General features: G+C 72.1%; 16 protein-coding genes. 12 read left to right on the forward strand and 4 right to left on the reverse strand.

Annotated elements, in window-relative coordinates; genetic code table 11:
- Positions 1–194: 194 nt before the first annotated feature.
- Positions 195–848, reverse strand: a complete 654-nt coding sequence (locus FNV62_RS26775; RefSeq protein WP_054237230.1) for an FMN-dependent NADH-azoreductase — start codon at positions 846–848, stop codon at positions 195–197.
- Between the two features lie 103 nt (positions 849–951).
- Between FNV62_RS26775 and FNV62_RS26780 the strand changes: the two genes are divergently transcribed.
- The 4 genes from FNV62_RS26780 (at position 952) to FNV62_RS26795 (ending at position 4,499) form a co-directional block, all read left to right on the forward strand.
- Positions 952–1,323, forward strand: a complete 372-nt coding sequence (locus FNV62_RS26780; RefSeq protein ID WP_060900223.1) for a winged helix-turn-helix transcriptional regulator — start codon at positions 952–954, stop codon at positions 1,321–1,323.
- 136 nt (positions 1,324–1,459) lie between these two features.
- Positions 1,460–2,989 carry a DUF2252 domain-containing protein gene (locus FNV62_RS26785; RefSeq protein ID WP_143627318.1) on the forward strand — a complete coding sequence of 510 codons (1,530 nt, stop codon included), beginning with the start codon at positions 1,460–1,462 and terminating at the stop codon, positions 2,987–2,989.
- A 196-nt stretch (positions 2,990–3,185) separates the two neighbouring features.
- On the forward strand, positions 3,186–4,085 hold the full coding sequence (locus tag FNV62_RS26790) for a hypothetical protein (RefSeq protein ID WP_060900224.1): 900 nt from the start codon (positions 3,186–3,188) through the stop codon (positions 4,083–4,085).
- Positions 4,086–4,169: 84 nt separating this feature from the next.
- Complete coding sequence (locus FNV62_RS26795) at positions 4,170–4,499, forward strand: rhodanese-like domain-containing protein (RefSeq protein ID WP_054237233.1); 330 nt, start codon at positions 4,170–4,172, stop codon at positions 4,497–4,499.
- A 191-nt stretch (positions 4,500–4,690) separates the two neighbouring features.
- On the opposite strand, the gene FNV62_RS26800 is transcribed toward FNV62_RS26795, so the two are convergent.
- Entirely contained in the window at positions 4,691–5,824 is a 1,134-nt protein-coding gene (locus FNV62_RS26800) for an acyl-CoA dehydrogenase family protein (RefSeq protein ID WP_097285476.1), read from the reverse strand.
- Positions 5,825–6,188: 364 nt separating this feature from the next.
- Between FNV62_RS26800 and FNV62_RS26805 the strand changes: the two genes are divergently transcribed.
- From FNV62_RS26805 to FNV62_RS26815, 3 genes are read left to right on the forward strand one after another with little or no spacing between them, the layout of a single operon-like run.
- Complete coding sequence (locus FNV62_RS26805) at positions 6,189–7,142, forward strand: DUF5819 family protein (RefSeq protein WP_143627320.1); 954 nt, start codon at positions 6,189–6,191, stop codon at positions 7,140–7,142.
- Positions 7,139–8,368 carry an HTTM domain-containing protein gene (locus FNV62_RS26810; RefSeq protein ID WP_143627321.1) on the forward strand — a complete coding sequence of 410 codons (1,230 nt, stop codon included), beginning with the start codon at positions 7,139–7,141 and terminating at the stop codon, positions 8,366–8,368. Before FNV62_RS26805 ends, FNV62_RS26810 begins: the two co-directional genes overlap by 4 nt.
- Positions 8,365–9,171: a TrmH family RNA methyltransferase gene (locus FNV62_RS26815; protein ID WP_143627324.1), complete on the forward strand. Its 807-nt coding sequence runs from the start codon at positions 8,365–8,367 to the stop codon at positions 9,169–9,171. The genes FNV62_RS26810 and FNV62_RS26815 overlap by 4 nt, the downstream gene beginning before the upstream one ends.
- A gap of 40 nt (positions 9,172–9,211) precedes the next feature.
- Here FNV62_RS26815 and paaN read toward each other — a convergent pair whose 3' ends face one another.
- Positions 9,212–10,912 (reverse strand): phenylacetic acid degradation protein PaaN, encoded by a 1,701-nt coding sequence (gene paaN, locus FNV62_RS26820; protein WP_143627326.1) that lies wholly within the window; start codon positions 10,910–10,912, stop codon positions 9,212–9,214.
- A 148-nt stretch (positions 10,913–11,060) separates the two neighbouring features.
- Between paaN and FNV62_RS26825 the strand changes: the two genes are divergently transcribed.
- Positions 11,061–12,575, forward strand: coding sequence for a 3-hydroxyacyl-CoA dehydrogenase (locus FNV62_RS26825; RefSeq protein ID WP_143627328.1), 1,515 nt, complete (start codon positions 11,061–11,063; stop codon positions 12,573–12,575).
- Positions 12,572–13,162: a TetR/AcrR family transcriptional regulator gene (locus tag FNV62_RS26830; protein WP_054234203.1), complete on the forward strand. Its 591-nt coding sequence runs from the start codon at positions 12,572–12,574 to the stop codon at positions 13,160–13,162. Before FNV62_RS26825 ends, FNV62_RS26830 begins: the two co-directional genes overlap by 4 nt.
- Positions 13,163–13,324: 162 nt before the next feature.
- On the opposite strand, the gene FNV62_RS26835 is transcribed toward FNV62_RS26830, so the two are convergent.
- Positions 13,325–13,825 (reverse strand): Lrp/AsnC family transcriptional regulator, encoded by a 501-nt coding sequence (locus FNV62_RS26835; RefSeq protein ID WP_373558965.1) that lies wholly within the window; start codon positions 13,823–13,825, stop codon positions 13,325–13,327.
- A gap of 173 nt (positions 13,826–13,998) precedes the next feature.
- Between FNV62_RS26835 and pdhA the strand changes: the two genes are divergently transcribed.
- Genes pdhA through FNV62_RS26850 form a run of 3 tightly spaced genes read left to right on the forward strand, consistent with a single transcriptional unit; the run spans position 13,999 to position 17,527 of the window.
- Positions 13,999–15,141, forward strand: coding sequence for a pyruvate dehydrogenase (acetyl-transferring) E1 component subunit alpha (gene pdhA / locus FNV62_RS26840; protein ID WP_143602322.1), 1,143 nt, complete (start codon positions 13,999–14,001; stop codon positions 15,139–15,141).
- Entirely contained in the window at positions 15,138–16,142 is a 1,005-nt protein-coding gene (locus FNV62_RS26845; protein WP_143627330.1) for an alpha-ketoacid dehydrogenase subunit beta, read from the forward strand. The genes pdhA and FNV62_RS26845 overlap by 4 nt, the downstream gene beginning before the upstream one ends.
- A complete protein-coding gene (locus FNV62_RS26850; protein WP_143627332.1) occupies positions 16,142–17,527 on the forward strand; it encodes a dihydrolipoamide acetyltransferase family protein in 1,386 nt (461 codons plus the stop codon). The genes FNV62_RS26845 and FNV62_RS26850 overlap by 1 nt, the downstream gene beginning before the upstream one ends.
- The last annotated feature ends 12 nt before the right edge of the window (positions 17,528–17,539 follow it).

A 17,539-nucleotide genomic window follows, 5' to 3' on the forward strand; every position in this document is an offset into this window, starting at 1 on the left:
CGACAGTTCGTATGGGCCGTCGGCCCGTACGACGCGACGGCCCGTACGACGCGACGGCCCGTACGACGCGACGGCCCGTACGACGCGACGGCCCGTACGACGCGACGGCCCCGCAGGTCACGAACCTGCGGGGCCGTCGCGTCGTGAGGGGGGCGTACCGGGGCAGGGGTTCATTCGGCCCTCCCCCGGAGGGGCTACGCGGCGAAGCGCTCGGCGAACTCCTTGGCCTTCGTGACCGCCTCGTCGACGGCCTTGGCGCGGGAGGCCTCGTACATCGGGATCAGGTCGGCCATCGCCGGGTTGTGCGGCGCCATCGTGAGCTCCGGGACGATGACGTGGACGTCCAGGGCGAGGGTGTCGCGCAGGATCGCCTCCAGGTAGTTCTGGACGTACTCGTAACCCTCGCGCGGGGTGCCCGGCGCGTAGGAGCCGCCGCGGCTGGCGACGACCGTGACCGGGGTGCCCTTGATCTTCGAGTCCTCGCTCATGGCGGTACGGCCGATGAGGATCACCTGGTCCAGCCACGCCTTGAGGGTCGAGGGGATCGTGAAGTTGTACATGGGCGCGCCGATCAGGATCGCGTCCGCCCGCTCCAGCTCCTCTATGAACGTCAGGCGCTCGGCGAAGGCCGCGGCCTGCTCGGGGGTGTGCGCGTCCGCGGGGGCGAAACCGGCGGTGTGGGCGTCGGCCGTGATGTGCGGGACCGGGTTCACGGCGAGGTCGCGGTAAATCACGGTGCCCTGCGGGTGCTGCTCCTCCCAGGCCTTGCGGAACGCGTCCGTGACCGTGCGGGAGGCGGAGGCTGCGCCCGGGAAAACGGACGAGTCGACGTGCAGGAGGGTGGCCATGGGGATCTCCAGGGGAAGGGTGCGAACTTTTCGTACTGGACTAGAGATAACACAGCTACTTACTTTTTTTCATCCCCCCACGGGAACACAGTACCCTGGACCCATGCCAGAGCCGGGGACTCACGACGCAGGGCCGTGCCAGAGGGTCGACGACGGCATGGCCCGCGTCTTCCAACTGCTCGGGAAGCGCTGGACCGGCCTGGTCGTGGCCGTGTTGCTGCCGCACCCCGCGCACTTCGCCGACCTGCGCAGAGCGATCCCCGGCATCAGCGAACGGATGCTCTCCGACCGCCTCACGGAACTCGGCGCGGCGGGGCTGGTCGTCCGCGAGGTCGACGAGGGCCCTCCGCTGCGGGTCGTGTACGGCCTGACGGAGGCGGGCGCCGCACTGCAGCCCGCGCTCGTGGAACTCGGCACCTGGGCGGAGAAGCACCTGCCGGGGAGCCCGCCGTGCCCGGGTGAACTCCGCAAGTGACCCTGGACCGGGGCTGATTCGCCGGGGCCGGGTTTTCCACAGGCTGGGAGTTGTCCACAGGGTCTGACGCGTTTCGGCCACCGGCGGTACGGTCATCACGAGTTGATGTTCGTGCGTGACGGGGGAGGCAGTCGGTATGACGGATCTTGGTGCAGCGGATCGGGCGCAGCAGGACCAGCGGAGCCGACCGGACGGGCAGGACCATCAGGGCGAACGGGGCGAACGGGGTCGGCGGAGCGAAGAAAGCCGCCTGAGCGAGCCGGGTCGGCAGGCGTCCAGGGTCTCCGGAGTCTTCGGCGTGCGGGGATTCGCGGGCCGGCCCGTGCAGGCCGCACCCAAGGAAGAGGGCAAGGCGCTGCGCCGACGGGTGCCGCGCGGCGCCCACGCGGAGCTGACCTTCGACGCCGGCCGGCCGGACGCGGTGACCGCCGTCGAGGAGTCCAACCTCGGCCGGATCCCGGAGCTCACTCCGATACGGGTCGGCAGGATGGCCGCCACCCCCTTCGCCTTCCTGCGCGGCTCGGCGGGCCTCATGGCCTACGACCTCGCGCGCACCCCCGCGACCGGCATCGCCGCCCAGATCTGCGGCGACGCCCACGCGGCCAACTTCGGCCTGTACGGAGACGCGCGCGGCGGCCTGGTCATCGATCTGAACGACTTCGACGAGACGGCACACGGCCCCTGGGAGTGGGACCTCAAGCGCCTCGCCACCTCGCTCGTGCTCGCGGGCAGGGAAGCGGGCGCGGACGAGGACACCTGTCGCAAGGCCGCCCACGACGCGGTCGGTGCCTACCGACGCACGCAGCGGCTGCTCGCGAAGCTCCCGGTGCTGGACGCGTGGAACGCCATCGCGGACGAGGAACTCGTCTCGCACGCCGACGCCCACGACCTGCTCGGCACCCTGGAGCGGGTCATGGAGAAGGCGCGGGCCAACACCAGCGGACGGTTCGCGGCCAAGTCGACCCAGCCGACGGAGGACGGCAGCCACCGCTTCGTGGACGCGCCTCCGGTGCTGCGCCGGGTACCCGACGCGGAGGCCGCGGCGGTCGCGGCCTCGCTGGAGCACTACCTGACCACCGTCTCCGAGGACCGCCTCCCCCTCCTCGCCCGGTACGCGGTGCACGACGTCGCCTTCCGCGTCGTCGGCACCGGCAGCGTCGGCACCCGCTCCTATGTCGTGCTGCTCCTCGATCACCGCGGCGAACCCCTGGTCCTCCAGGTGAAGGAGGCCCGCGCCTCGGCGCTGCTCCCGCACCTGGCGACGGCAGGCCACGCCATACCGGAGGTGCCGCACGAGGGCCGCCGGGTCGTCCTCGGCCAGAAGCGCATGCAGGTCGTCAGCGACATCCTGCTCGGCTGGACCACCGTCGAGGGCCGCCCCTTCCAGGTACGCCAGTTCCGCAACCGCAAGGGCAGCGTCGACCCCGCCGCCCTCGCCGCCGACCAGGTCGACGACTACGCCCGTATGACCGGCGCCCTTCTCGCGCGCGCCCACACCCACACCGCCGACCCCCGCCTCATCGCCGGGTACTGCGGGAAGAGCGAGGAGTTGGACGAGTCCATCGCCTCGTTCGCCGTGGCCTACGCCGACCGTACGGAGGCGGACCACGCGGAGCTGGTGGCGGCGGTCAGGGAGGGGCGGTTGGCGGCGGAGCTCGGGGTGTGAGCCACCACGGTGAGCCGCAACTCTGAGCCGCAACGGTGGGCCGCAAGAGGGACACCGTCGCGCCGCCGAATCGAGAGGAGAGGGCCGGGCTGAGAGGAGCGAGGTCGGGCCGAGAGCGGCGGGGCCGGGGCGTGGCGCACCGCCCCGGCCGGGGGAAGGCCGCGAGTCGTACGGGGCCGTGGCCTAGTCTGGTCGGGTGACGACCCCGGAAGCCGAGCACAGCGAGTCCGACCGTACCCAGGCCGAGGATGCCCGGCCCCAGGGCGCCGGGGATGCGGATGCCCACGACGAGTCCGCCCCGGAGGCGGCGCCCGAGGCGCAGGCGCGGCCCGAGGAGCGGCTGGAGCGGGCCGTGCGGGCGGCCGAGCAGGCGTTGATCGAGTTCGAGATCGCCGTGGAGACCTTCCGCGTCGAGGTCGAGAACTTCTCGCGCCTGCACCACCAGAAGCTCGGCCCGATGTACTCGCGGCTCGACGAGCTGGACGCGCAGATCGCCGAGGCGGTCGCCGCGCGCACCGGAGACGTGGAGGACATACGCAAGGCGGACGAGGCACGGGCGCGGGTCATGCCGATGCCCGGGGTCGAGGAGCTCTTCCACGGCTGGATGGACTCCGAGGGACTGTTCCCCGAGGCGGTGGCGATGCTGACGGACCAGTCCGTACGCCCCCCGCAGCGCGTACGCCCCAGCGACGAGGCCCGTCAGCTCTACCGTGAGCTGGTCCGCAAGGCCCACCCCGACCTGGCACAGGACGACGACGAGCGCAGGCGGCGCGACGAGTTCATCGCCCGGGTCAACGCCGCGTACAGCCGTGGCGACGAGGCCCTGCTGCGGGAGCTGTCCGAGGAGTGGGCGGCGGGCCCGGTGCCCGAGGAGTGGAAGCCGAGCCGCAGCGAGGAGCTCTACGCCCGCCTCGAGTGGCTCGCCCAGCGCAAGGAACTGCTGACCCTGGTCGCCCGCGAGCTGGAGGAGAGCGCCATCGGCGCCATGCTCAAAATGGCCCCGGAGGACCCGGACCGGCTCCTGGACGAGATCGCCGAGCAGCTGCTGGCCCAGGTCGACGAGCGCGAGAAGGAGCTGGCCGGGCTGGTCGACTAGGGCCTGTCCTAGGGCCTGTCCGGCGGGGGCTTCGGGTCGCCTGCCCGGTCGGGTAGCGTCGGGGGCATGAGTTTTGGATCTGGTGTGCCCACGGTCGAGGTCGGGGATCTCGCGGACGGAGACTTCCTGCTGGACGTCCGGGAGGACGACGAGTGGCAGGCGGGCCATGCCGCGGGGGCGCTGCACATCCCCATCAGTGAGTTCGTCGCTCGCTACGGCGAGCTGACCGAGGCGGCGCCGCAGGACGGCAGGGTCCATGTGATCTGCCGCTCCGGAGGCCGTTCGGCGCAGGTCACGATGTACCTGGTCCAGCAGGGCATCGACGCCGTGAACGTCGACGGTGGCATGCAGGTCTGGGCCGCCGCCGGCCGCCCGGTCGTGGACGACAAGGGCACCCCCGGCTTCGTGCTGTAGCCACCGGCGGGGCACCCCCGGCTTCGTACGGTAGCGACCGAGGGTTCACGCCCGCTGCAGGCACCGGCAGGGGTTCGCGCCCGCATCCGCCGAGCGGCGCTGACCACCGCCGCCCGGGGCTTGCCCAGGCCTGGAGAGGCGAGGATGCGTCTGGAGAGGCGAGGGCGTCGCGCGGGCGTGGGCGTGGGCGTTCAGCCCAGGGGATGGGCCGCGAGCAGATCCCCCAGTGCCTCCTCGTGCGCCGCCGCCGGTCCGAGCGACAGCTCAAGCTGCTTGGCCCAGGCGTGGTACCGGTGCAGCGGGTAGTCGACGTCGGCGCCGAACCCCCCGTGCAGATGCTGCGCGGTCTGCACGACCCGTCGTACCCCTTCCGACGCCCAGATCTTGGCGACGGCCACGTCCCCGGACGCCGGAAGCGCACCCCCCGCCCCCGTACTGATCCGCCACGCGGCCTGCCACAGCGTCGCCTCCATCGCCCGCAGGTCGATATAGCGGTCCGCGGCCTGCACGGCGACGGCCTGGAACGTGGCGACCGGGAACCCGAACTGCTCCCGCTTGCCCGTGTACGCGCTCGTCATCGAGAGCACCCGCTCACCGAGCCCGAGCGCCAGCGCGCACGTCCCGGTGGCCAACAGCTCCCGCAGCCACTCCCACGCCCCGTCGGCGTCGATGACATCCCGGGCGGTGATCCGCGCGGACTCCAGACGCAGCTCGCCGAGCCGTTCCCCGGTCGTGGAGATCTGCTCACCGAGGACGACCCCCTCATGAACCCGGGGTACCAGCGCGAGGACGGTCCGGCCGTCGCCCGTGTGCGCGGGTACGACGGTGAAGTCGGCGTTCTCCGCCCACGGAACCGCCGTCTGCACCCCGTCCAGCACCCACGCGTCACCGTCCCGCCGTGCGGTCACGGCGAGTTCGGCCGGGTCGTGCCCGGTCCGCCCGTTCGCCGCGACGGTCAGCACGACCTCGCCCCGGCCCGCCCGCGCGAGCAGCTCCGCCTTCAACTCCTCGCCGCCGTACGCCTGTACGGCCACCGCCGCCGCACTGCTCTCCAGCAACGGCACCCGCGCCAGCACCTTCGCCGCCTCGCGCAGCACCAGGCACAGCGCGATCGCGTCCAGGCCCGCCCCGCCGTACTCCGCGGCGAGCAACAGACTCAACAGATCCGCATCGGCGAGCTTCGTCCACAGGGCCCGGTCGAAGTCGTCGGCGACGGCGCCCGCGGTGATCGCGGGGCTGGGCACTCCGTCGGGCGCGACCCCGCCGAACACCGCCCTCGCCGCCTCGACCGCCGCCTGCTGCTCCTCGGTGAAGGTGAAGTCCACGTCCCTGTCCTCCCACGCACCGATCCACCGACCCGGCGGACACCGGATCTGACGGAGCGTCAAGATAGAACAGGTTCTACAAGAAGGGAACGGTCCGACCGCGGAAGGCCCGTCCGCTCGGCAGACCGAACGTTCGGTTTTTCTCCACGTCGTGAGTCGGGCGGCCGTAGGGTGTCCACCGCTGTGGATAACCTCAGGGTCGCTGTTGTGTCGCTGTTGTGCCCGCTGTGCCGAATGGGGCTGTGCCGGGCGGTCCGGGCTGAGTACCGTTCCCGTGCGCACGCCGCGGTGTGGTGCGCGCGGGCGCCACGGTGCCGCGCGGTCCGGCGGCGGGAATCGGACCGGGATCGGGAATCGGGGCAGAATGGACGCGTACGACGAGGGCTCGAAGGCCCGGCATCTGCCGGACGGCCCTGACAGCTCCCTGCCCGAGGGCCCCGCCTCCGCCGGTTCCACCCCCGACAGCACCCCCTGCGCGGACCAGGAATCCACCGACCAGGAATCCACCGGCCAGGAATCCGTCGGCCAGGAATCCACCGACCAGGAATCCGTTCCGCAGCACCACGATTCCCAGGCGCCCACTGCTCAGGCCCCTGGCCCCCAGGTATCTGGCCCCGAGGCCCCCGCCGCCGATCCCCCCGTCCCCATCCCCGCCCCCACCGGCATAGCCTCCCTCCCCCTCAGGTCCCAGATTGTCGCCGCGCTCGCCCTCGCGGTCGTCGCGGTTGTCGCCTGTGTGCACCTCGGCATGGTGTTCCTGCACGTCGCGCCCTCGAACACGGTCACCAAGCAGCACGGCCGGGCGATCGACGACTGGATCTACCCGGAGTTCGAGCAGAACTGGAAGCTCTTCGCCCCCAACCCGCTGCAGCAGAACATCGACGTCCAGGTCCGTGCGCAGGTCCGCGGCGCGGACGGTGGCATCACCGAGACCGGCTGGTACGACCTGTCCGCGCTGGACGGCGCGGCGATCGACGGCAATCTGCTCCCGAGCCACACCCAGCAGAACGAACTGCGCCGGGCCTGGGACTTCTACCTCGGCACCCACGACAACGACAACCACCCGGTGGGCCTGCGCGGCGACCTCTCCCAGCGCTATCTGCGCCGGATCGTCCTGCTGCGTCTCGACCGTGAGGGGGCCGGCGGCAAGGGCGCCGTCGTCGAAAGCGTCCAGGTCCGTTCCCGTACCACCAACGTGCCACCCCCGAAATGGAGCGAGGAGCAGGTGTCCGACACGCCCGTCCTGCGCGAGCTGCCCTGGTGGACCGTTCCCGAGGAGGACGTCACGGACGCGCGGACGGAGGCGAGCGCCGGATGAACCGCATCGCAGTGTCGATCTCGCGCGGTATCGCCCGGGTCGCCGACGCCGCCCTGGGCCCGTACCAGACGGCCGTGATCCGCATCGGCTTCGCCGCCACCTGGCTGCTGTTCCTGCTGCGCGAGCTCCCGCACCGCCAGGAGATGTACGGCCCCGACGGACCGTGGAAGTGGGACCTCGCCCAGCGGCTCGTCGCGGACAACCACGCCTTCACGATCCTGATGTGGTCCGACAGCCAGGTGTGGTTCGAGACCGTCTACACCTTGGCCGTCCTCTCCGCTCTCCTGCTGCTGGCGGGCTGGCGGACCCGCACGATGTCCGTGCTCTTCATGGTCGGCGTGCTCTCGCTGCAGAACCGCAGCATCTTCATGGGGGACGGCGGCGACAACGTCATCCACCTCATGGCGATCTATCTGGTGTTCACGCGCTGTGGACAGGTGTGGTCGCTGGACGCCCGGCGGGCCCGGCTCGCGCGGGAGGCACGCGCGCGGGGGGACCTCCCACAGGCCGGGACCCAGGACCGGGTCGGTCTCGTCCTGTGGGCGGCGCTCGGCCTGCTGCTGGCCGCGGCGACGGGCGCGGGGCGGCTCAGCCCCGGCTGGCTGGCGATCTTCTGGGGGCTGTGGGCGGTCCAGGCGCTGTGGTGGGCCGTCGGCCGCCTGGCGCGCACCGCGGAGCCTCGGATCCTGCTCGACATCATCGCCAACGCCGTGCACAACGCGGCCCTGCTCGTGATCATGGCCGAGGCGTGTCTGATCTACGCGACCGCCGGCTGGTACAAGATCCAGGGCTCGCGCTGGCAGGACGGCACGGCCGTCTACTACCCGCTCCACCTGGACTACTTCTCCCCCTGGCCCGCCCTGTCCGACCTGCTGGCCTCACACGGCACGATGGTGATGCTGGTGACCTACGGGACGGTCGCCGTGCAGGTCGCCTTCCCGTTCACCTTGATCAACCGGCGCGTCAAGAACGTCCTGCTGGCCGCCATGATGACCGAGCACGCCGTGATCGCCGTGGTCCTCGGGCTGCCCTTCTTCTCGCTCGCGATGATCGCCGCCGACGCGGTGTTCCTGCCGACGTCGTTCCTGCGGCGCCTCGGCGGAGGGGCGGCACGCGCGCGTGGACGACTGTTTCCGCCCGGCGCCCGCAAGCTGCCGGGCCAGCGCGCTCGGGGGCCGCGCACCCCGGAGCCGGCCGAGGACCCGCACGTAGGCTTCACCGCATGAAGGACCCCGCAAGCGACCCCACGGACCGTGCGCAGGACCCGGTGGGCGGCCGCCGGCAGGACCACGACCCCGTGAGCGTCTGGCACCGCCTCGCCGACACCTCCGTCCTGCTCGACGGCTTCCACGCCCTCAAGCACGCCGTGCGCTTCCGGGCCGAGGTCCTGGTGGCGGTCACCAGCGACCGGCAGGCGGCGCTCGCCCTCACCGACGAGCTGGCCCCGGACGTACGCGACACCCTGGACGCCCTCCTGGTGGAGGTCCCGGAGGCCACGTACCGCTCCCTCGTCCCGCGTCCGCACCCGACCGCGGTGGCCGCGTTGGCGGTACGTCCCTCCCGCGAGGCCAATCTGCGGGTGCTGGCCCGCACACCGCGCACCGCCCCCGTGGTCGTCCTCGACCATCCGCGCAACCTCGGGAACGCCGGCGCCGTGATCCGACTCGCGGCCGGGTTCGGCGCGACCGGCGTCGTCACCACGGGCACGCTCGACCCCTGGCACCCCACGGTGGTGCGGGGCGGGGCGGGCCTGCACTTCGCGACCGCCGTGGAGCGGCTGACGGTGGCCGAGCTGCCGTCCGGGCCGGTGTTCGCCCTCGACCCGGACGGCGAGGACATCCGGGGACTGAAACTCCCGGACGACGCCGTGCTCGCCTTCGGCTCCGAGCGCAGCGGCCTCTCCGCCGACCTGCGCGCGCGTGCCGACCACTTGGTGTCGCTCCCGATGCGCCCCCAGGTCTCCAGCTACAACCTGGCGACGAGCGTGGCCATGACCCTGTTCCACTGGAGCGCCCCGCAAGGGGGCTAGGCCCCGTAAGGGGGCTAGGGGGTGTCCGGCGGATCAGGTCCTAGCGCCGGACCTCCACCACCCGGAAGCGGTTGGCCACGAAGCCCCCGTCGCACAGCGCGGCGTTCGCCGCCGGGTTGCCGCCCGACCCGTGGAAGTCCGAGAACGCGGCCGTCTGGTTGACGTACACGCCGCCCGTCAGATTCAGGGACAGCTGGGCACACTCCTCCAGACAGGCCTCCCGCACGGCCTCCTCGACGCCCTCGTCGGTGGTGTACGCCCCGACGGTCATCGCCCCCTTCTCCCGGACGGTCCGCCGCAGCAGCTCCACCGCGTCCCCTGCCGAGTCGACCGCGACCGCGAAGGACACCGGTCCGAAGCACTCGTTCATGTAGGCGGCCTCGTCGTCGGCACCCTCCCAGTACTTCCGGGCACCGTCGAGCTTGACGATCACCGGAGTGCGGACGACCGCGTCCGGGAACTCCGGGTTGCCGACCTCACGCGACGCGAGGGCGACCTCGCCGAGCCCTGCCGCGGCCTCCAGACGCGCCTTGACGTCCGGGTTCACGATCGCGCCCAGCAGCCCGTTGGCACGCGCGTCGTCCCCGAGGAGTCCGTCGACCGACCGGGCGAGGTCGGCGACCACCTCGTCGTACGACTTGGTGCCCTCCTCGGTGCGGATGCCGTCGCGGGGGATGAGGAGGTTCTGCGGGGTCGTGCACATCTGGCCGCTGTACAGGGACAAGGAGAAGGCCAGGTTGGACAGCATCCCCTTGTAGTCGTCGGTCGACTCCACGATCACCGTGTTGACGCCGGCCTTCTCCGTGTAGACCTGCGCCTGGCGGGCGTGGGTCTCCAGCCAGTCGCCGAACACCGTCGACCCGGTGTAGTCGATGATCCGGATCTCGGGGCGCACGGCCAGGGCCTTGGCGATGCCCTCCCCGGGCCGCTCGGCGGCCAGCGCCACCAGGTTCGGGTCGAAGCCCGCCGCGGCGAGCACCTCGCGCGCGACCTGCACGGTGAGCGCGAGCGGCAGCACCGCGCGCGGGTGCGGCTTGACGAGCACGGCGTTACCGGTGGCCAGGGAGGCGAACAGGCCCGGATAGCCGTTCCACGTCGGGAAGGTGTTGCAGCCGATCATCAGCGCGATGCCGCGCGGCACCGGCGTGAACTGCTTGGTCATCGCGAGCGGGTCGCGCTTGCCCTGGGGCTTGGTCCACTCCGCGGTGTCGGGGGTGCGGACCTGCTCCACATACGCGTACGCCACCGCTTCCAGGCCGCGGTCCTGCGCGTGCGGGCCGCCCGCCTGGAACGCCATCATGAAGGCCTGGCCGCTGGTGTGCATGACCGCGTGCGCGAACTCGTGCGTGCGGTCGGCGATCCGCTTGAGGATCTCCAGACAGACCATCGCGCGCATCTCCGCGCCCGCGTCGCGCCAGGCCCGCTGTCCGGCCCGCATGGCGGGCAGCAGCACGTCGACGTCCGCGTGCGGGTAGGTGACGCCCAGCTCGATGCCGTACGGGGAGGTCTCGCCGCCCACCCAGTCGTCGGTGCCGGGCTGGCCGAGGTCGAGGCGGCTACCGAGGAGGGCGTCGAAGGCGGCCTTGCCCTCGGCCATGCTCAGGCTGCCGTTCTCCCCGTAGGCCTTCGGGTGCTCGGGGTGCGGGGACCAGTACGCGCGCGTGCGGATCGCTTCCAGCGCCTGGTCGAGGGTGGGCCGGTGCTGGGCGGTCAGCTCGTGCGCGGTCAGTTCGGCGGCCATGCGGGACCATCTCCTCGTCTCAAGAACTCTTCGCTGAGCTCATGACCTGGGCAGAAATAGCCGGACAGAGTTAGAGTAACCGAACGATCGGTCGGGACAAGGGGGTCCGCCGCATCTGTGGAAAACCCCGTGCGGGAGGATCGCGCACATGACAGCACTCGACCTCAGCAGCCCCGTGGCCGTCGTCGGCACCGGCACCATGGGCCAGGGCATCGCCCAGGTCGCGCTCGTCGCGGGCCACCCCGTGCGGCTCTACGACACGGTTCCCGGGCGTGCCGACGCGGCGGCCGAAGCGATCGGCGCGCGCCTCGACCGGCTCGTCGAGAAGGACCGGCTCGCCGCCGCCGACCGGGACGCGGCACGCGCCCGGCTGCACCCCGCGCACAGCCTCGCCGAGCTGGCGGACTGCGCGCTCGTCGTCGAGGCGGTGCTCGAACAACTCGAGGCGAAACAGCAGCTGTTCCGCGAGCTCGAGGACATCGTCGAGCACGACTGTCTGCTCGCCACCAACACCTCCTCGCTGTCCGTCACGGCCATCGGCGGCGCCCTGCGCAACCCCGGCCGGCTGGTCGGACTGCACTTCTTCAACCCGGCGCCGCTGCTGCCGCTGGTGGAGGTCGTCTCCGGGTACGCGAGCGACTTCTCGTCGGCCACGCGCGCGTACGAGACGGCACGCGCCTGGGGCAAGACGCCGGTCGCCTGCGCCGACACCCCCGGCTTCATCGTCAACCGCATCGCCAGGCCCTTCTACGCGGAGGCCTTCGCGGTGTACGAGGCGCAGGCCGCCGACCCCGCGACGATCGACGCCGTCCTGCGCGAGTCCGGCGGCTTCCGGATGGGGGCCTTCGAGCTGACCGACCTGATCGGCCAGGACGTCAACGAGTCCGTGACGCACTCCGTGTGGCAGTCCTTCTTCCAGGACGTGCGCTTCACGCCCTCGCTCGCCCAGCGGCGGCTCGTCGAGTCCGGCCGGCTCGGCCGCAAGACGGGGCACGGCTGGTTCGACCACGGGGCCGACGCCGAGCGTCCGGAGCCGCACACCGCGGAGAAGGCGCAGGCACCCGCGTATGTCGTCGCCGAGGGTGATCTGGGTCCGGCCTCCGAACTGCTCACGCTGATCCGCGAGGCGGGCATCCAGGTCCGCGAGGACGAGGAGGACCACGGGACCCGCCTGGTGCTGCCCAGCGGCGGCCAGCTGGTCCTCGCCGACGGGCAGACGTCGGTCGAGTTCCGCGACGTCGTCTACTTCGACCTGGCGCTCGACTACCGCAGGGCGACCAGGATCGCCCTCTCCGCCTCCCAGGACACCGCCCCGCAGACCCTCTCCGAGGCCGTCGGCCTGTTCCAGGCGCTGGGCAAGAACGTCAGCGTCATCGGGGACGCACCCGGCATGATCGTCGCCCGGACCGTGGCGAGGATCGTCGACCTGGCGCACGACGCCGTCGCCAAGGGCGTCGCCACCGAGGAGGACATCGACACCGCGATGCGGCTCGGGGTCAACTACCCCCTGGGCCCCTTCGAATGGAGCCGCAGGCTCGGCCGGAGCTGGGCCTGCTCCCTTCTGGACGACCTGCACCAGCGCGATCCCTCCGGGCGTTACGCGCCCTCTCTCGCGCTCTACCGCCACGCGTACGCCACCGAGAAGCGCGAGGGAACCTCATGACCACCGCCAAGCGCGACACGTACACCCCCGAGAGCCTGCTCTCCGTCGCCGTCCAGGTCTTCAACGAGCGCGGCTACGACGGCACCTCCATGGAGCACCTCTCCAAGGCGGCGGGCATCTCCAAGTCGTCGATATACCACCACGTCACGGGCAAGGAGGAGCTGCTGCGCCGCGCCGTGTGCCGGGCCCTGGACGGCCTCTTCGGCATCCTCGACGAGGAGCACGCGCGCGTGGGGCGTGCGGTGGAGCGCCTGGAGTACGTCGTCCGGCGCATGGTCGAGGTGCTCACCGCGGAACTCCCGTACGTGACTCTGTTGCTGCGCGTGCGCGGCAACACGGACACCGAGCGCTGGGCCCTGGAGCGGCGCCGCGAGTTCGACCACCAGGTGGCCGAACTCCTGAAGGCCGCGGCCGCCGACGGCGACGTGCGCGGCGACATCGAGGTCCGCCTCGCGACCCGCCTGGTCTTCGGAATGATCAACTCACTCGTCGAGTGGTACCGCCCCGACAGCCGAGGCATGGGCGAACGCGAGGTCGCCGACGCGGTGGCGCAACTGGTCTTCAGCGGCCTCAGAGAGGAACGCTGACCCTCCGCCCCGATCACCCACCCGAGTCCCGGCCCCAGGCCAAGCCCCACTCCCACCCGCACCCCGAGGCTTCCGGCATCCAGCCGCAGGGCCGATGCTTCCGGCCTCAAGCCGCAGGTCCAGGACCGCCCCGGCGCCGGTCCCACGTCTCCCGCGGCCCCGTCACCCCTCCGGCTCCAGGTCCTCCTCCTCGAAGACCAGGAGTGTGCGGGTGCTGAGGACCTCGGGGATGGCCTGGAGGCGGGTGAGGACCAGTTCGCGGAGGGCTCTGTTGTCGGGGGTGTGCACCAGGAGCAGGACATCGAAGTCGCCGCCCACCAGGGCGATGTGGGAGGCGCCGGGCAGCACCCTGAGCTGCTCACGGACCGTGCGCCAGGAGTTCTGCACGATCTTGAGGGTGATGTACGCGGACGTGCCCTGCCCGGCGCGTTCGTGGTCGACGCGCGCTCCGAAGCCGCGGATCACACCGTCCTCGATGAGCCGGTTGATCCGCGCGTAGGCGTTGGCGCGGGACACATGGACCCGTTCGGCCACGGAGCGTATCGAGGCGCGGCCGTCCGCCTGGAGCATCTGCAGGATGTCCTGATCGATGGCGTCGAGCGGACGGGCGGGCGGCGGGACGGGGCCGGCCTCCGGCGGCTCGGCCATTTGTTCAGGTGCCATGTCCCCCCGCCTCCCTACCATGGACGTACTGCGTCCATCTCAGGCTGTGCAGAACCGTTTGTCCACAGCCTGGCGGTGCCTGTAGCCAAAATGTGCCGACGACCGAACAATCGGTAGGTGAGGCGCCTCACACCCGTGCAGCGCCCAAGCCGCTCCCACGAGGAGGTGCCGTCATGACGGTCATGGAGCAGCGAGGCGCTTACCGGCCCACGCCGCCGCCCGCCTGGCAGCCCCGCACCGACCCCGCGCCGCTGCTGCCCGACGCGCTGCCCCACCGCGTCCTCGGCACCGAAGCCGCCGCGCAGGTCGACCCGGGCCTGCTGCGCCGTCTGTACGCGGAGCTGGTGCGCGGTCGTCGCTACAACGCGCAGGCCACCGCCCTCACCAAGCAGGGCCGCCTCGCCGTCTACCCGTCCAGCACCGGCCAGGAGGCCTGCGAGGTCGCCGCCGCACTCGTCCTCGAGGAGCGCGACTGGCTCTTCCCGAGCTACCGCGACACCCTCGCCGCCGTCGCCCGCGGCCTCGACCCCGTCCAGGCCCTCACCCTCCTGCGCGGCGACTGGCACACCGGCTACGACCCCCACGAGCACCGCATCGCCCCCCTGTGCACCCCCCTCGCCACCCAGCTCCCGCACGCCGTGGGCCTCGCGCACGCCGCCCGCCTCAAGGGCGACGACGTGGTCGCGCTCGCCCTGGTCGGCGACGGCGGCACCAGCGAGGGCGACTTCCACGAGGCGCTGAACTTCGCGGCGGTCTGGCAGGCCCCGGTCGTCTTCCTCGTCCAGAACAACGGCTTCGCCATCTCCGTCCCGCTCGCCAAGCAGACCGCCGCCCCCTCCCTGGCCCACAAGGCCGTGGGCTACGGAATGCCCGGCCGACTGGTCGACGGCAACGACGCGGCGGCCGTGCACGAGGTCCTGAGCGACGCCGTGCGCCACGCGCGCGCCGGGGGCGGTCCGACGCTGGTCGAGGCCGTGACGTACCGCATGGAAGCCCACACGAACGCCGACGACGCCACCCGCTACCGCGGCGACTCCGAGGTCGAGACCTGGCGGGCACACGACCCGATCGCCCTCCTGGAGCACGAGTTGACCGAGCGCGGCCTGCTCGACGACGACGGCATACGGGAGGCCCGCGAGGCCGCCGAGATCATGGCCGCCGACCTGCGCGCCCGCATGAACCAGGACCCGGTGCTCGACCCCATGGACCTCTTCGCCCACGTGTACGCCGAGCCCACACCACAACTGCGCGAGCAGGAGGCGCTGTTGCGCGCCGAGCTCGCGGCCGAGGCCGAGTCGGAGGGTGCGGCCCGATGACCACCGTCGCGCTCAAACCCGCCACCATGGCGCAGGCCCTGACCCGCGCGCTCCGCGACGCGATGGCCGCCGACCCGACCGTCCACGTCATGGGCGAGGACGTCGGCACCCTGGGCGGCGTCTTCCGCGTCACCGACGGGCTCGCCAAGGAGTTCGGCGAGGACCGCTGCACGGACACCCCGCTCGCCGAGGCGGGCATCCTGGGGACGGCCGTCGGCATGGCCATGTACGGACTCAGGCCGGTCGTGGAGATGCAGTTCGACGCGTTCGCCTACCCGGCGTTCGAGCAGTTGATCTCGCACGTGGCACGGATGCGCAACCGCACCCGCGGCGCCATGCCGCTCCCGATCACCATCCGGGTCCCGTACGGCGGTGGCATCGGCGGCGTCGAGCACCACAGCGACTCCTCCGAGGCGTACTACATGGCGACTCCGGGACTCCATGTCGTCACGCCCGCGACCGTCGCCGACGCCTACGGGCTGCTGCGCGCCGCCATCGCCTCCGACGACCCGGTCGTCTTCCTGGAGCCCAAGCGCCTGTACTGGTCGAAGGACTCCTGGAGCCCCGACGAGCCGACGGCCGTCGACCCGATCGGCCGCGCGGTGGTGCGGCGCGCGGGCCGCAGCGCCACGCTCATCACGTACGGGCCGTCCGTGCCCGTCTGCCTGGAGGCGGCCGAGGCGGCGCGGGCCGAGGGCTGGGACCTCGAAGTCGTCGACCTGCGCTCGCTCGTGCCCTTCGACGACGAGACCGTGGCGGCATCGGTGCGGCGGACCGGACGCGCCGTCGTCGTGCACGAGGCCGGTGGTTACGGCGGCCCGGGCGGCGAGATCGCGGCCCGCGTCACCGAGCGCTGCTTCCACCACCTGGAGGCGCCGGTGCTGCGCGTCGCCGGATTCGACATCCCGTACCCGCCGCCGATGCTGGAGCGGCACCACCTGCCCGGCGTCGACCGGATCCTGGACGCCGTGGGGCGCCTGCAATGGGAGGCGGACAGCTGATGGCCCAGGTGCTCGAGTTCAAGCTCCCCGACCTCGGTGAGGGACTCACCGAGGCGGAGATCGTCCGCTGGCTGGTGGAGGTCGGCGACGTCGTCGCCGTCGACCAGCCCGTCGTCGAGGTCGAAACGGCCAAGGCGATGGTCGAGGTGCCCTGCCCCTACGGAGGCGTGGTCACCGCACGCTTCGGCGAGGAGGGCACGGAACTGCCCGTGGGCTCCCCCCTGTTGACCGTCGCGGTCGGCGCGCCGTCCTCCGGCGAAGAGACCGAAGGCTCCGGCAACGTGCTGGTGGGGTACGGCACCGGGGCGCCGCCGGCGCGACGCAGAAGGGTACGGCCGCCCGCCGGGTCAACCACACCGCCCGGGGCGCACACGCAGACCCCGCCCGCGCACCACCCCGCCGCCGACGGCCACCCGGGCGCCCCGGCGCGCGAGCCCGGGCCTGCCCGCGAGCACATCGCGGCGGCGGTACGCGCCGACGGCCCCGTCCCGGTGATCTCCCCGCTCGTCCGCAGGCTCGCCCGGGAGAACGGCCTGGACCTGCGGACCCTGGTGGGATCCGGCCCCGACGGACTGATCCTGCGGTCGGACGTGGAGCACGCGTTGCGCTCGGCCGGCACCCCGGTCCGGCAGCCGGAAACCCCGCTCGCCCCGCACACCCCCGAACCCACCCCCGTGGCCCCCGCACTTACCACGGCCGGCACCCGCATCCCCCTCCGCGGCATCCGCGGCACGGTCGCCGACAAGCTCTCCCGCAGCCGTCGCGAGATCCCCGACGCGACCTGCTGGGTGGACGCCGACGCGACGGAACTCCTGCACGCGCGCAGGGCGATGAACGCCACCGGCGGTCCCAAGATCTCCCTGCTGGCGCTGCTCGCCCGCATCTGCACCGCCGCACTGGCCCGCTACCCGGAGCTCAACTCCACGGTCGACACGGAAGCCCGCGAGATCGTCCGCCTCGACCACATCCACCTGGGCTTCGCGGCACAGACCGAGCGCGGTCTCGTCGTCCCCGTCGTCCGGGACGCGCACACGCGCGACGCGGAATCGCTGAGCGCGGAGTTCGCCCGGCTGACCGAGGCCGCACGCACCGGCACGCTGACACCCGCGCAACTCACGGGCGGCACCTTCACGTTGAACAACTACGGAGTGTTCGGCGTCGACGGCTCCACACCGATCATCAACCACCCCGAGGCCGCCATGCTCGGCGTCGGCCGGATCGTCCCCAAGCCCTGGGTGTACGAGGGCGAGCTGGCCGTGCGCCAGGTCGTCCAGCTCTCGCTCACCTTCGACCACCGGGTGTGCGACGGCGGCACGGCGGGCGGCTTCCTGCGCCATGTGGCGGACTGCGTCGAACAGCCGGCGGTGCTCCTGCGTTCCCTGTGATCGCGGCGGCAC

It is taken from the genome of Streptomyces sp. RLB3-17, from assembly GCF_007113425.2.
In the GTDB taxonomy this organism is placed as follows: domain Bacteria; phylum Actinomycetota; class Actinomycetes; order Streptomycetales; family Streptomycetaceae; genus Streptomyces; species Streptomyces mirabilis_D.

Excerpts from the sequence above, each read along its gene's own strand:
- FNV62_RS26775 (WP_054237230.1), bottom strand. The coding sequence starts at position 848 with ATGGCCACCCTCCTGCACGTCGACTCGTCCGTTTTCCCGGGCGCAGCC.
- FNV62_RS26780 (WP_060900223.1), top strand. The coding sequence starts at position 952 with ATGCCAGAGCCGGGGACTCACGACGCAGGGCCGTGCCAGAGGGTCGAC.
- FNV62_RS26785 (WP_143627318.1), top strand. The coding sequence starts at position 1,460 with ATGACGGATCTTGGTGCAGCGGATCGGGCGCAGCAGGACCAGCGGAGC.
- FNV62_RS26805 (WP_143627320.1), top strand. The coding sequence starts at position 6,189 with ATGGACGCGTACGACGAGGGCTCGAAGGCCCGGCATCTGCCGGACGGC.
- FNV62_RS26810 (WP_143627321.1), top strand. The coding sequence starts at position 7,139 with ATGAACCGCATCGCAGTGTCGATCTCGCGCGGTATCGCCCGGGTCGCC.
- FNV62_RS26815 (WP_143627324.1), top strand. The coding sequence starts at position 8,365 with ATGAAGGACCCCGCAAGCGACCCCACGGACCGTGCGCAGGACCCGGTG.
- paaN (WP_143627326.1), bottom strand. The coding sequence starts at position 10,912 with ATGGCCGCCGAACTGACCGCGCACGAGCTGACCGCCCAGCACCGGCCC.
- FNV62_RS26825 (WP_143627328.1), top strand. The coding sequence starts at position 11,061 with ATGACAGCACTCGACCTCAGCAGCCCCGTGGCCGTCGTCGGCACCGGC.
- FNV62_RS26830 (WP_054234203.1), top strand. The coding sequence starts at position 12,572 with ATGACCACCGCCAAGCGCGACACGTACACCCCCGAGAGCCTGCTCTCC.
- FNV62_RS26835 (WP_373558965.1), bottom strand. The coding sequence starts at position 13,825 with ATGGCACCTGAACAAATGGCCGAGCCGCCGGAGGCCGGCCCCGTCCCG.
- pdhA (WP_143602322.1), top strand. The coding sequence starts at position 13,999 with ATGACGGTCATGGAGCAGCGAGGCGCTTACCGGCCCACGCCGCCGCCC.
- FNV62_RS26845 (WP_143627330.1), top strand. The coding sequence starts at position 15,138 with ATGACCACCGTCGCGCTCAAACCCGCCACCATGGCGCAGGCCCTGACC.
- FNV62_RS26850 (WP_143627332.1), top strand. The coding sequence starts at position 16,142 with ATGGCCCAGGTGCTCGAGTTCAAGCTCCCCGACCTCGGTGAGGGACTC.